This window comes from Acidisoma sp. L85, assembly GCF_009765865.1.
Classification (GTDB): Bacteria; Pseudomonadota; Alphaproteobacteria; order Acetobacterales; family Acetobacteraceae; genus Acidisoma.
Window position 1 is genome coordinate 176,874 of record NZ_LMUQ01000073.1, and the last position, 12,462, is coordinate 189,335.

Below are 12,462 nucleotides of genomic sequence, written 5' to 3' on the forward strand. Positions count from 1 at the left end.
CGGTGCGGCGTCACGACCTACTGACAGTCGATCCCGCCTACTGGTCGTCGATGCTGCGCGACAAGCCGGAATTCGCGGCAATTTCGTTGCTGGACGAATGGGCGATGCGAGGCTTCCCGGTTATCCTGCGGCGTGCTTTGCCGGGTGAAACACCTAACCTCGTGCCGACGGGTATTCCTCTCCCGCCCTCGCAAGGCAGGCGGCATGTTGCAATTCTTCTACCGGCCGCCGCCATCATTGCCGTCCGGCAGCCGCTGCGCGCGGAGGAGGTGATCGCGGCGGCACCATCGTCCTGGCGCGAAACTCTCATTGCTGCCGGTCAGGCCCCAGGCGCGGAGGACGGCGCGCGGGTCTTCGGAAGTCTGCTTTGGGAGAGCATCACGGGTTTTTCTTACATGACGGAGAAATCGGATCTCGATCTTCTATGGTTCTGCCCTGACGATCCGTTCCCGCTCGCCACCGCCATCGCGGATCTTGAACAGCGTAGTCCCGTTCGGATCGATGGAGAGATCGTCTTACCGGATGGCGGGGGGTGCCACTGGCGGGAAATTCTCGACACAGGATTGCCGGATGTCCTGGTGAAAACGCTCACCGGTGTTGAGCTACGATCGAAAGCATCTCTTCGGCCCAGTCCGCGCACTTCATGAACGCCACTATTGAAGCGTTCGCCTCTCGAAGTGACCAAGCCGCAGCGCTGGCCGAGATCGCCGTGCGATGCCTCCGCCTTGAGTTGGAGACGTGGCCGAAACCGGGGCTGGTCAGCCACATTGATAGCGGCAGCCATGCCGATATGGATGCCACGATGCTGCGCGCCAGTGCCGCGACCTTGCGTTCGCATTTCGCGGCTCTCGTCGCGGCAGGTACAGAGGGCGCCACCATGCCGCGCTTGCGCCAACTCGGTTTGGCGGCGGAGCGCGACATGCTGGCACGAACTGGGGGCGTCAACACACATCGCGGCGCGATTTTCGCGCTTGGGCTGCTCTGTGCCGCCGCCGGCTTCCTTGGCCGTCGCGGCGGGGTCTCGGTGGAGGGCAGCCTGGGTCGATGCGTCAGGACTCGATGGGGCGAGGCCATCATGGTGGCGGTCGGATCATCCAGCCATGGCGCGAAGGTCAGAGCGCAACACGGCGCCGGTGGCGCGAGAAGCGAGGCGGCAAATGGCTTCGACACCGTCTACAGGATCGGACTGCCCGCACTAAGGTGGGCGCGCCGCCATCATGCGGAGGACGACGAGCCACCGCGCGTCCAATGTTTCTTCGCGCTTCTGGCCGCTGTCGAGGACACCAACCTCTTGTATCGTGGTGGTGCGGAGGGGCTGGTATTTGCGCGAGAAGCGGCCCGGCGCTTTCTCGAAGGTGGCGGCGTTGCGCGACCCAAATGGCGCGATGCGGCTTCCGTCATCCATGCGGAGTTCGTGCGACGCGGATTAAGCCCCGGTGGCTGTGCTGACTTGCTCGCCGCTGCCCTCTTCATCGATCTGCTCGAAGTCTGATGGCGGAGGCGCTTGCCTTCTTGCTCGCCGGCCAAGGAGCGCAGCATGCCGGCATGTTCGACGCGCTTCAGAACCAACCTGAGGCCGAGCCAGTCTTCGCCGCGGCCTCAGCGCTTCTCGGGGGAACAGATCCCCGCGATCTGGTGCGCGCGCCTGCCGCCGACCTACAACAAAACCGCCCGGCACAAATTCTATGTTGCACTGCTATCGCCGCAAGCTGGGCGATCTTATCGCCGAGGATTACGCAGCCATACACTCTTGCGGGCTACAGCCTTGGCGACCTGGCGACATGGCATTGCGCCGGCCTACTCAACGCGCCGACATTGTTGCAATTGGCGGCCGCGCGAGCGGAGGCGATGGATGATGTCGGGCGTCAGTCACCCGGCGGCCTGATCGCCGTCTTAGGTCTAAGGCGCAGCGCGATCGACGAAGTTTGCCGGGAGCACAAGGCGGAAGTCGCCATCATCAACGGAGAGGATCACTTCGTCCTCGGCTGCCGATCGGACTTGCTTGCCTCCCTCGTGGAGGCGCTGGAGCAGGCACGAGCCGCTGTGGTCCGCCCATTGCCAGTCTCTGTCGCCTCGCACACCTCGCTGCTGCAACCAGCGACCCCTGCCTTCCATCAGCGATTGGCAGCGGTCAGCATGCCGGAGATCGTTCCAAATACTGTCCGACTGCTTTCCGGCCTCGATGGCGAAAGCGTCTTCAAGACGGCACCCGGGCAAGCCAAGCTTGCAGCCGCCATCTCGCACACCATCGACTGGGCCGCGTGTCTCGACGCTTGCGGCGAGGCAGGGGCGACGACGATTCTGGAGCTCGGACCCGGCCGCGCCTTGGCGACCATGGCACGCGAGGCAATACCCGAGGCACGTATTCGCAGCTTCGATGATTTCCGCACCCTCGACGGCGTCTCTGCGTGGTTGGAGGCTGAGTGACCGCCGCGAGCAGGCCAAGACCTAAGGACGAACGAGGATCTTGAGGTGCTGCCCCTGTGGGTCGAGCAGCGCCTCGAACCCTTCGGCCACTACATCCTTCGCATCAATCGTCGCGGTGACGACGCGTTCCACCGGGAAAATCCCAGCCGCGATCATGCGGGCAATGCGTGACCAGCTCTGCACCGGATAACACCATGTTGCTTCGATGCTGATGTCCTTCAGTGCCCAGGTCATCGGCGTCACGGTCGCGGGCTTGATATGCAGCCCAGCCTGAACAACGACACCCTGGCGCCGCACGGAATCGACACAGGCGTTGAGCGAGGCTTCGTTGCCGACGCATTCGATCGCCGTATCGACGCCGATGCCTTCTTCCGTATGGCTGCGCACCACCTCGGCGACATTTTGCTCCCGCGGATTGATCGCGATCACGCCGGGCACAATTTCCTGCGCCTTCCGCAGACGATGCGGGTTAGTCTCGGCCACGAACAGGATGCTGGCACCCGCCGCGCGCGCGGCAAGCAATGTCAGCGCGCCGATGGGTCCAGCACCCGAAACCAGCACTGAAGAACCTGACGTGACCCGCCCGCGGTCCACAGCATAAACCGCGACAGCCGCCGGCTCAATCAGTGCGGCTTGTGCATCGCTCAGCGAATCCGGCACCGGAATCGCGTTGATCGCATCAACCACGGCCTTCTGCCCGAAACCGCCCCAGGCCCAGGACAGCCCCACAACACCCAGCCGATCGCTGAGATGCACCAGCCCGCGCCGGGCGAAATAATCATCCTCTGGCGCCATCAAAGGCTGGATGGAAACACGATCGCCCGGCTTGAGGTTCGTCACGGCCTTGCCGGTCGCCAGAATCTTCGCGGAAAACTCATGGCCCAGGATCTGCGGCAGCACAGCGCCTGTCAGGCTGTTCGGTGTCGCCGGGGTCACGATCGGACCCGCGATATACTCGTGCAGATCGGTGCCGCAGATGCCGCAGAGCTTCGGCTCGATCAGCACCTGGTGGTCGAGAACCTCGCTAGGCTCCGCGATCTCTTCCACCCGGATATCACGCTTGTCGTAGAACCGAACTGCCCGCATGACGCACTTCCTTTAAATCGCCGCCCGCTGTCGCTTGGCCGCCGTAAATCAGTCGCGGTTATCCATGCGTTTGAGGAAGGGGTGGATCGACACCGTCTTCCAAACATTCGCTGCCTTGAAGGGGTCGTTGTCGTGGAACGACTGAACCTCAGCTTGTGTTGCTGCTTCGACCAGGAACAGACTGCCGATCATCGTCTCGTTGTCCGCCGCAAGGAGCGGACCCGAGATCACGATGCGCACCGGGGACTTGGAGAGATAGGTCTTGTGCGCCTCGTAGTGCGCAAGCCGCGTCTGGACCGCATCAGGGTGATCCAGACAATGAATGATGAAATGCATGCGCGTTTCGCTTTCGTTGATCGTCAGCTGACGGAGTAGCCGCCGTCAGTCATGAGTAGATGGCCGTTCACGCCGGTTGCGGCATCGGAAACCAGGAACCCGACCGTGCCGGCAATTTCCTCCTGCCGCAGTAGCCGGCCGATCGGCATGTCCTCGATCCAGATTTTCATGACCTCCGGCTGGGTGCGTCCCACCTCGGCCAATAGTTCCGTATCGACATAGCCCGGCCCAACCGCGTTGACGCGGATGCCGAAGGGCGCCCATTCGATGGCGAGGATGCGCGCCATATGCGCGACGCCAGCTTTGGCGACATCGTAGCCGACATGCAGTTCGGGCCGCACCGCCTTCACGCCGGCGATCGAGGAGATCAGCACCATCGCGCCTGTTTTCTTGGCGATCATCGCCGGAGCAAAGGCGCGCGCCGTATAGAACACCCCGTCGAGATTGACGGCCATGACCCGGCGCCAATCCTCGTCCGTATGATCGACCGCGGATTTTTCATACGCGATGCCCGCATTGGCGACGAGGATATCCACCCGGCCATGCTTGTCGAGCACCTGCTTGGCGGCGGCATCGACGGCTTTGGAATCGGTTACGTCGAACACCAGTGCGCTCGCCGGCGATCCGAGTTCGCGCGCGGTCTCCTCCACGGTCGCGTTGCGGTCCGCCAGCACCACTGTCGCGCCCAAAGCCGCTAGGTGGCGGGAAATCGTCGCGCCGATGCCGCGGGCGGCACCCGTGACCACAGCGACGCGGCCCTGCAGGCCGTAGACGGATAATCCGGACATTGCTTCCTCCTCTAGTCGGCTCGCCCGGCTTACCGCGGGCATTTCAGTCTCTGTGCGTGGCTTACCTGGTGCGGTAGCAGGCTGCCGCCAATACGATCACGAGACCCTTGAGAATGATCTGGAACTGCACGGGCAATCCGACAAGCAGCACGATGTTGGATACCAGCACCAGAACGGCCGCGCCCGCGAGCGCGCCCGGTATCGTGCCACGGCCTCCGGACAGCGCAAAGCCGCCTATGACCGCCGCCACGATGCTGTCGAGTTCGAAGCCGCTACCCACCGAGTTATCGACGATCTCGGCATAGCCGCCCAGAATGAGTCCCGCGATCGCGGCAAGGCAGCCCGACGCGACATAGGCTCCGATGGTGATGACCGCCACCGGATAGCCCAGCAGCCCCGCCGCCACCGGATTGCCGCCGATGATGTAGATCTTGCGGCCGAGAATCGTGCGATGAACCACAATCCCGACCACAGCTGCGATGGGCACGAGAACGAATAGGCTGAGCGGCACCTGATGCCAGCTCTGGGTGCCCAGTGCCCGGAAGAAGGGCGGCATCGCCCCGGTCGGCGCGCCATGTGTCCAGGCGAAGCGCAGCCCCTGAAGGACGATCATGCTCGCAAGCGTCGCGAGGAAGGGCGAGACTTGGCGTTTGGTCACCAAAAGACCGTTCACTAGGCCCGTGGCGGCGCCGATCAGCACGGCGACAACGATGATCGGCAGAACCGCGTGATTGTCCCCCGAGAAGCTGGTCCCGACCACGGCGGCGGTCGCCATGACGGAGGCGACCGACAGATCCAGCCCCCGCGCCATGATGACCAGGCATTGTCCGAGAGCCACCAAGGCGAGCGGCACAAGCTGTATGACGAGGTTAGAGAGGTTTCGCGCATGGAGAAAGGACGGCGCGACAATGCCGGAAACGACGATGAATAGCACGAGGAAGACGTAGATGCCCCATCGCGCGGCGAGGGCCCGAAGCTCTCCGCTATGGCGGCGGATGCCGGCGGTTTTGACGCCGGCGGGCAGCGCTTGCTCGCTCATCACGCGACCTTCTTCCGCTCGACATAGGCCGAGACCGCAACCATGATGATCAACCCTTGGGCGATCAGTTGGATCTGCGTCGAAACATGCATGAAGTTCAGCAGATTGTTCAAGACGGACAAAAGATAGGCACCCAGCAACGTGCCGATGACGCCGCCGCGCCCTCCGCTGAGCATTGTCCCACCGACCACCACGGGCGTGACGGATTCCAGCGTGTAGTAGGTGCCCGCGTAAGGCTGTCCGGTGCCGAAGCGCGAGACGAGATAAATCGCCGTGAGCGCACAGAAAAATCCGCAGAGCGCGTAGACGAGAACGGTGACTCGCCGAACCGGCAAACCAAGCAGCACCGCAGCCGCGGGCTCGTCGCCGGTCGCATAAATCGCGCGCCCCGTCGCCGTTCGCCGCATCAGGAAGGCGACGAGGAGATACAGCAGAACCGTGATCGTCGCGCTTACGGACAGGCCTCCGACCCGCGAATAAGCCAGCGCGTCGAACCCGTCAGGCGTGCTTCCTGCCGGGCCCAGGGCGTAGAGCAACGCGACACCCTGCAACACCGCACCCATCCCGAGCGTTACGATCAGCGGATGGATACGAAGGAAAACCACGCCCAGCCCGTTGACGACACCGATCAGCACGCCGAGCGCGATGACCCCCGCGCAGACCGGCAGAACCAGCGAGCCATCGCCATTGATCAAGCCGGAGGTCAACACGGAAAGCAGGCTGATTTGCGAGCCGACCGAAAGGTCGATGCCTCCCGTCAGGATCGTCAGCGTCTGACCGAGCGAGACCAAGGCAAGATCGGTCGACTGCTCATAGATGTTGAGGAAATTTGTGCTGCGGGCAAAGCGGTCGGTCAACACCGAGCCGATAACAATGAGCACGGCGATGAAAAGCACGACCAGTCCCAGCCGGATAACATGGGGCGATGGCCGGAAGGTCGGACTCTTCGCCGGTGATGAGATGCTCAAACCATTCTCCTCAGGCCGCCTGAGCGTGATGGGTCGCGAGTTCCATCACCGCCTCTTCGGTAATCGCGTCGCCCTCCAGGAACCCGGCGATCACGCCTTCCCGCATCACATAGACGCTGTCGGACATGCCGATGACTTCCGGAAGCTCCGAGCTGATCATGAGGATGGCGATGCCCTGCGCCGCAAGGTCTCGCATGATGCGATAAATTTCGGTGCGCGCCCCAACATCCACGCCGCGCGTCGGCTCATCCAGGATCAGCACGCGGCGGCATGTTCGAGCCCAGCGCGCGATGAGCAGCTTCTGCTGGTTGCCGCCCGACATGGTAGCGACCGGATTGGACGGGCCACGACAAACGACGCGGTAATTCGCAATGCCAGATTCTGCGACCTCTTGCTCCTTTCCGCGATCCAGGAAAGGCCCGCTCTGCACGGTGCCAAGGGAGGCCGCGGTGATATTCGCCGCCACGTCCAGCAGCATGGCGAGACCCTGGCCCTTGCGGTCTTCGGTCACGAAGCCGATCCCGAGCGAGATAGCCATCGCAGGCGTCATATGGCGGATGGTCTTGCCGTCGCAGGTGACCGAACCCGAGTCCATAGGCAGACCGCCAAATATCGCCATCGCGAGTTCCGACCGGCCGGCGCCGACCAGCCCAGCGAGGCCCGTGATGGTCCCGGCACGCAGCGAAAGCCCGGCGCCCCGAACGCGGCGGCCAAGGTCAATGCCCTCAGCTATCAGAACCACCGCCGGCTCCTGTTGCGCGGCTGTCAAAGCGGGCTTCGGCGGGAAGAGGTGGCTAAGATCGCGTCCGACCATCATGGTGATGAGGTCGGCACGGCTGACCTCCGACACTTTCCGGCTACCGACCACCCGGCCATCTTTGATGACGGTTAATTGATCACAGAGCTGAAAGATTTCTTCCAATCGATGCGATATGTAAATGACTGCGACGCCCTCGTCCCGCAGTCGCCTGATGCGCTCGAACAGAAGAACCACCTCCTGCCCAGCGATGACAGCGGTCGGCTCGTCCAGGATGAGAACCTTGGGCCGATGGATCAGCGCCTTGGCGATCTCCACCATCTGCTGGTCGGCGACGGTAAGGCTCTCCACCAATCGCTGCGGATCGAGCGCAACGCCCAGCCGCGCCAATACCTCGCGCGCGGCGGTAACCGCGCCTTTGCGGTCGAGCAGCCCTAGCCGTGTCCGTGGCGCCTGGCCGACGAAAATGTTCTCGGCCACCGTGAGGTGGGGGAAAAGCACGAATTCCTGGTAGATCACATGGATCCCGGCGGCCTTCGCCTCCGCCGGTCCATGCCACTTCACGACGCGGCCATCGAGCCGCAACTCGCCTTCATCCGGGGGCTGGACCCCCGCGATGACCTTCGTCAAAGTCGACTTTCCCGCTCCGTTCTCTCCGACAAGCGCATGAATTTCCCCGGCCGCGACATCCAGGCTGATGTCGGAAAGCGCCTGAACGCCGGGGAAATACTTGCTGATGCCGGAGACGGAGAGCACGGGGGTGCGCCTCGTGTTCAGTGTGGATATTGAATATGCGCTGTGGCGGGGTTGTAGGTCGGCCCTAGATCGTTGGTGATCAGCAGATCCGGCGGTCCATTCGGCACAACCATGTCTTTGATCGCGCGGTCGGGATGGGGGATCGAGGGTGTCTCATCACCATCCGTCAAACCGATCTGGGAATTCACCGTCACGACGCAGGGAACTGTCGCCCCCGACAGAACCTTGATTGCCACGTCGATCGCAAGCCGGCCCTGAGCTGGCGGGTCACCAATCTCCAGCATGGGCACGTGATACTTCAGCGCATCCTGTAGCGCGCCATTGATATCGGCAGTCGTGTGCATCGGGATCTCGCCCGGCTTGAATCCGGCTTCGAGAAAGGCCTCTATCGAGCCCGGAACCTGCAAGCCATGCGCCGACCAGACGGCGTCGATCTTATGGCCATATTTCGCGATGACCGCCTGCATGACCTGCTTGGCCTTCACCGGGCTCCAATCCGAATAGACGGTATCGAGAATATGGATGTCGGGATACTGCGCGAAGATCTCCTTCGCGGGGCCCATGCGGTTCTCGTTCGGGCTCGATCCGGCCTGGCCGCCGAGCAGGACAATATTGCCCTTGCCGTGCAGCTTCTCGACGATCCACTGCGCCCAAAGACGGCCCATCATCGGATCAGAGGCATTCACATAGGTCACGAAATGATCGGAGGAGATGCGCCGGTCGAGCATGACGACCGGGATGCCTTGCTTCATGGCGCGTGTCACGACGGGATCCAGCGCCTTCTCGGTATTCGCGCTGACGATCAGCAGATCGACCCCTTGCGAGACGAGATCCTGCACATCCGAGACCTGTTTGGAGTCGTCATGCCCGGCATCGGTAATGATGAGCTTCTTGACCACGTCCTTGTGATCTTCCGCGCCCTGCTTGATCTCGTCGAGCATGACGACGCGCCAGCTATCACCGAGACCGGCATTCGAGAAGCCGATCGTGTAGGGCGGCGGCTTCTTGTATTGCGCGGTATTGCGCAGGCAGGTGGTCAATGCCGGATTGAAGAGCATGGTGCGCGGCGCGCCCTGATAGCCGTCCGCCAGCGCGGGCGCGGTGATCGCCCCCACAGCCAGCATCCCGAGGAAAATAGTTTTCAAACTGTCCCGCATCGTATCCCCCTACCGGTCCCTATGGGAAACCAGCTGTTCTTTGCGCTGAGCTTATGAACAGCTTCGGCCTCTGAGAATTGCGATTTTGTCCAAAGCGGATAAATTGACGCTCGTCAGGATAGTTCCGGCGGTAGAGTTTGCGATGCCGCAAGAGCCGTCGCGATGCCGTTGTGCAGTTGCGAAGACATGGGAGAAATGCCGATGTTAAGCCCCTTCGTATATGAAGCGCTACCGATGCGCGTGCTCTTCGGCAATGGCACAGTCGCGAAGCTCGCTTTCGAGGCTGAGAGGCTCGGGATGAAGCGCGTTCTCGTGCTCTCCACGCCTGAACAGGCCGCGCAGGCCCAGGACATTGCCACGACTTTGGGACCGCTAAGCGCCGGGGTCTTCTCGCAGGCCACCATGCACACGCCGAGCCATATCACGGAACTCGCGCTCGAAGTCGTCCGGCGCGAGGCCGTGGATGGCGTGGTTTCCGTGGGCGGCGGGTCTACGACAGGGCTGGGCAAAGCCATCGCGCTCCGCACGGATCTGCCGCAGATCGTCATCCCGACTACCTATGCCGGCTCCGAGATGACGCCAATTCTGGGCGAGACGAATAACGGCGAGAAGGTCACGCAGCGCACCCTCAAGGTTCTGCCAGAGACGACGATCTACGACGTCTCGCTTACGCTGAGCTTGCCCGTTGGTTTGACCGCGACCAGCGGCATGAATGCCATCGCCCATGCCGTCGAGGCGCTCTATGCCGAGGAAGGCAATCCGATCATCTCCCTGATGGCCGAGGACGCCATCGCCGCATTGGCGGCGGCATTGCCGGTCATCATCGAAAAGCCGCGCGATCTCGAGGCGCGTACCCGCGCGCAATATGGTGCATGGCTCTGCGGTGTTGCGCTGGGAAGCGTCGGCATGGCGCTGCATCACAAGCTTTGCCACGTGCTGGGCGGCAGTTTTGGCTTGCCCCATGCGGAAACCCATACTGTGGTTCTGCCTCACGCGGTCGCCTATAACGCCGCAGCGGCGCCGGAGGCAATGCGCCGCATCGCCCGTGCGCTGGGCGCATCTGATGCCGCTGGCGGTCTGCATGACATTGCCCGCAAACTGAACGCGCCGACAGCACTTGCCGCGCTCGGGATGAAGGAATCCGATCTTGACCGTGCTGCCGATCTGGCGACCGCGAAACCATATCCGAATCCCCGCCCATTGGAGCGCACCGCCATCCGCGCTTTGCTGGAAGACGCTTTTCGCGGCGCTCGTCCGAAATCTTCCAATTCCGTCATCCACGGAGCCGCCGCATGAGCGTGGTCGATCGCGACTTCAACGAAGAGACCGCAACGGAGATCGTGCTCGGCCGCAACGCCGCCTGCACCAGTCCCCGCCTCAAGCAGATCATGGAGGTCTTGGTGCCTCATCTGCATGCGGTGGTGCGAGAGCTTGAACTGACCTCGGCGGAATGGATGGCGGCGATTGAGTTTCTGACTGCGACCGGTCAGATCAGCAGCGATCGGCGGCAGGAGTTTATTCTACTCTCCGACACGCTCGGCGTTTCCATGCTGGTCGATGCGATCAACAACCGCAAAACGCAGGACGTCACGCCTTCCACCGTGCTTGGTCCTTTCCATGTTGATGGCGCGCCGCGCATGGCGATGGGAGAAAACATTTCCAAGGACGGTCGCGGCGAGCCCCTTTTCGTGTCGGGCCGCGTGCTGGATGAAAACGGCGAGCCCCTCCAAGGCGCGGTCCTGGATGTCTGGCAAACCTCGGAAGATGGTTTCTACGACACGCAAGATCCGCGCCAGCCCGACATGAATCTCCGAGGCGTCTTCCGCACGGGCAGCGACGGCCGCTTCTGGTTTCGCACCATCGTGCCCGCTTCTTACCCGATCCCAAATGACGGGCCGGTCGGACGAATGCTGAAGGCTCTGGCGCGCCATCCCATGCGCCCGGCCCATATTCATTTCATCGTCACCGCCGCCGGTTTCGACTCTCTTGCGACCCATGTTTTTCTCGCCGATGATCCCTATTTGCAGAGCGACGCGGTGTTTGGCGTGAAAGATGCACTTATTCGAGAGGTCGAGATTTCCCAAGATTCCGACCGTGCCGCCGCCTTTGGGACGCAGGCGCCGTTCAAGTCGCTCGACATTGATATCCGGCTGCAGCACGAGGAGGTTGGCCACATACGCGGGTCGCGCGCCGGCTTCGCAGAGGGAAAGACTTCATGATGGACGTGGCGACGGGCACCCCCCGTCTAGGCTGGATCGGCCTTGGCAAGATGGGTGCGCCGATGTGCTTGCACCTGCTCAAGGCAGGCCATTCCGTCGATGTCTTTGACACGCTGACCAGCGCGATGACCGCGGTTGAGGCAGAGGGCGCCACTGTTGCCGCCTCTGCTCGCGCGGTTGCTGAAAGTGCCGCGATCATTTTCGTGTCGCTACCGAACGACGGCGCGCTGCGTAGCCTGATTCTGGGTGAGCACGGCATCGTTTCCGCCCTCAAGCCTGGGAAAATTATCATCGAGACAAGCACGGTTTCGCCCACCGTTTCTCAGCAGGTCGCTGAGGCCTTGACCGCAGGGGGCGTAGATTATCTGCGCGCCCCTATCTCCGGCAGCACGGCCACAGCGGCTTCCGCGAAACTCACCGTGCTCGCGTCAGGGCCTGAAGCCGCGTATCGGTGCGTCGAACCTCTCCTGGGTGCTTTTGCTATTCGCTGCTTCTACCTCGGCTCTGCCGAGGAAGCCCGTTACATGAAACTTGCAATCAATATGCTGGTGGGATCCACCTCGGCCGTGCTTGCAGAGGCGCTGACCTTCGGTCGCAAAGGCAATCTCGATGTCGCGCAGATGCTGGAGGTGATCGGCGAGAGCGCCGTTGCGTCTCCGCTGATAGCCTATAAGCGAGACATGCTGTCGCGACGCGACTTCAGTCCCGCCTTCTCGGTCACTCAGATGATCAAGGACTTCGACCTGGTGCTAGACGCGGCAAGATCGGAACACGTGCCGGTCTATCTCATCGCGCTGATCCGCCAACAATATGAAGCGGCCTATGCGCAGGGACGCGGCGACGAGGACTTCTTCGTGCTCATGGAACAATACGAAGCGCTGGCAGGTTTTGCCGCGACCGCGCCTACGGCGGCTCCCGTCTGACCGGCG

The 12,462-nt window shown here is 62.5% G+C and carries 13 protein-coding genes; 6 read left to right on the forward strand and 7 right to left on the reverse strand.

The genetic code is table 11. From position 1 onward, the window contains the following. Positions 1–2: 2 nt before the first annotated feature. From mdcG to GSQ83_RS24420, 3 genes are read left to right on the forward strand one after another with little or no spacing between them, the layout of a single operon-like run. Positions 3–647, forward strand: a complete 645-nt coding sequence (gene mdcG, locus GSQ83_RS24410) for a malonate decarboxylase holo-[acyl-carrier-protein] synthase (RefSeq protein WP_158805466.1) — start codon at positions 3–5, stop codon at positions 645–647. Beyond that, a complete protein-coding gene (mdcB, locus tag GSQ83_RS24415) occupies positions 644–1,492 on the forward strand; it encodes a triphosphoribosyl-dephospho-CoA synthase MdcB (RefSeq protein ID WP_158805467.1) in 849 nt (282 codons plus the stop codon). The genes mdcG and mdcB overlap by 4 nt, the downstream gene beginning before the upstream one ends. After that, a complete protein-coding gene (locus GSQ83_RS24420) occupies positions 1,492–2,427 on the forward strand; it encodes an acyltransferase domain-containing protein (protein ID WP_158805468.1) in 936 nt (311 codons plus the stop codon). Before mdcB ends, GSQ83_RS24420 begins: the two co-directional genes overlap by 1 nt. A gap of 21 nt (positions 2,428–2,448) precedes the next feature. Here GSQ83_RS24420 and GSQ83_RS24425 read toward each other — a convergent pair whose 3' ends face one another. The 7 genes from GSQ83_RS24425 to GSQ83_RS24455 form a co-directional block, all read right to left on the reverse strand. Next, entirely contained in the window at positions 2,449–3,513 is a 1,065-nt protein-coding gene (locus GSQ83_RS24425) for a zinc-binding dehydrogenase (protein WP_158805469.1), read from the reverse strand. Between the two features lie 48 nt (positions 3,514–3,561). Next, complete coding sequence (locus GSQ83_RS24430; RefSeq protein WP_158805470.1) at positions 3,562–3,849, reverse strand: YciI family protein; 288 nt, start codon at positions 3,847–3,849, stop codon at positions 3,562–3,564. 23 nt (positions 3,850–3,872) lie between these two features. Further along, positions 3,873–4,637 (reverse strand): SDR family NAD(P)-dependent oxidoreductase, encoded by a 765-nt coding sequence (locus GSQ83_RS24435; RefSeq protein WP_158805471.1) that lies wholly within the window; start codon positions 4,635–4,637, stop codon positions 3,873–3,875. A 61-nt stretch (positions 4,638–4,698) separates the two neighbouring features. Further along, the gene (locus tag GSQ83_RS24440; protein ID WP_158805472.1) at positions 4,699–5,676 is read right to left on the reverse strand and encodes an ABC transporter permease; all 978 of its coding nucleotides are present in this window, start codon (positions 5,674–5,676) and stop codon (positions 4,699–4,701) included. Then, the gene (locus tag GSQ83_RS24445) at positions 5,676–6,644 is read right to left on the reverse strand and encodes an ABC transporter permease (RefSeq protein WP_216850553.1); all 969 of its coding nucleotides are present in this window, start codon (positions 6,642–6,644) and stop codon (positions 5,676–5,678) included. The genes GSQ83_RS24440 and GSQ83_RS24445 overlap by 1 nt, the downstream gene beginning before the upstream one ends. A gap of 10 nt (positions 6,645–6,654) precedes the next feature. Further along, a complete protein-coding gene (locus GSQ83_RS24450; protein ID WP_158805473.1) occupies positions 6,655–8,157 on the reverse strand; it encodes a sugar ABC transporter ATP-binding protein in 1,503 nt (500 codons plus the stop codon). 17 nt (positions 8,158–8,174) lie between these two features. Next, on the reverse strand, positions 8,175–9,314 hold the full coding sequence (locus GSQ83_RS24455) for an ABC transporter substrate-binding protein (RefSeq protein WP_158805474.1): 1,140 nt from the start codon (positions 9,312–9,314) through the stop codon (positions 8,175–8,177). Between the two features lie 234 nt (positions 9,315–9,548). Between GSQ83_RS24455 and GSQ83_RS24460 the strand changes: the two genes are divergently transcribed. The 3 genes from GSQ83_RS24460 to GSQ83_RS24470 are packed head-to-tail and all read left to right on the forward strand — an operon-like array spanning position 9,549 to position 12,456. Next, positions 9,549–10,610: a maleylacetate reductase gene (locus GSQ83_RS24460; protein WP_254065881.1), complete on the forward strand. Its 1,062-nt coding sequence runs from the start codon at positions 9,549–9,551 to the stop codon at positions 10,608–10,610. Continuing rightward, positions 10,607–11,533: an intradiol ring-cleavage dioxygenase gene (locus tag GSQ83_RS24465; protein ID WP_158805476.1), complete on the forward strand. Its 927-nt coding sequence runs from the start codon at positions 10,607–10,609 to the stop codon at positions 11,531–11,533. The genes GSQ83_RS24460 and GSQ83_RS24465 overlap by 4 nt, the downstream gene beginning before the upstream one ends. Beyond that, positions 11,530–12,456: an NAD(P)-dependent oxidoreductase gene (locus GSQ83_RS24470; protein ID WP_158805477.1), complete on the forward strand. Its 927-nt coding sequence runs from the start codon at positions 11,530–11,532 to the stop codon at positions 12,454–12,456. The genes GSQ83_RS24465 and GSQ83_RS24470 overlap by 4 nt, the downstream gene beginning before the upstream one ends. Positions 12,457–12,462 lie beyond the last annotated feature (6 nt).

What these genes read in the sequence shown, in the direction of transcription:
- mdcB (WP_158805467.1), top strand. Translation starts at nt 644, where the DNA reads ATGAACGCCACTATTGAAGCGTTCGCCTCTCGAAGTGACCAAGCCGCA.
- GSQ83_RS24420 (WP_158805468.1), top strand. Translation starts at nt 1,492, where the DNA reads ATGGCGGAGGCGCTTGCCTTCTTGCTCGCCGGCCAAGGAGCGCAGCAT.
- GSQ83_RS24425 (WP_158805469.1), bottom strand. Translation starts at nt 3,513, where the DNA reads ATGCGGGCAGTTCGGTTCTACGACAAGCGTGATATCCGGGTGGAAGAG.
- GSQ83_RS24430 (WP_158805470.1), bottom strand. Translation starts at nt 3,849, where the DNA reads ATGCATTTCATCATTCATTGTCTGGATCACCCTGATGCGGTCCAGACG.
- GSQ83_RS24435 (WP_158805471.1), bottom strand. Translation starts at nt 4,637, where the DNA reads ATGTCCGGATTATCCGTCTACGGCCTGCAGGGCCGCGTCGCTGTGGTC.
- GSQ83_RS24440 (WP_158805472.1), bottom strand. Translation starts at nt 5,676, where the DNA reads ATGAGCGAGCAAGCGCTGCCCGCCGGCGTCAAAACCGCCGGCATCCGC.
- GSQ83_RS24455 (WP_158805474.1), bottom strand. Translation starts at nt 9,314, where the DNA reads ATGCGGGACAGTTTGAAAACTATTTTCCTCGGGATGCTGGCTGTGGGG.
- GSQ83_RS24460 (WP_254065881.1), top strand. Translation starts at nt 9,549, where the DNA reads ATGCGCGTGCTCTTCGGCAATGGCACAGTCGCGAAGCTCGCTTTCGAG.
- GSQ83_RS24465 (WP_158805476.1), top strand. Translation starts at nt 10,607, where the DNA reads ATGAGCGTGGTCGATCGCGACTTCAACGAAGAGACCGCAACGGAGATC.
- GSQ83_RS24470 (WP_158805477.1), top strand. Translation starts at nt 11,530, where the DNA reads ATGATGGACGTGGCGACGGGCACCCCCCGTCTAGGCTGGATCGGCCTT.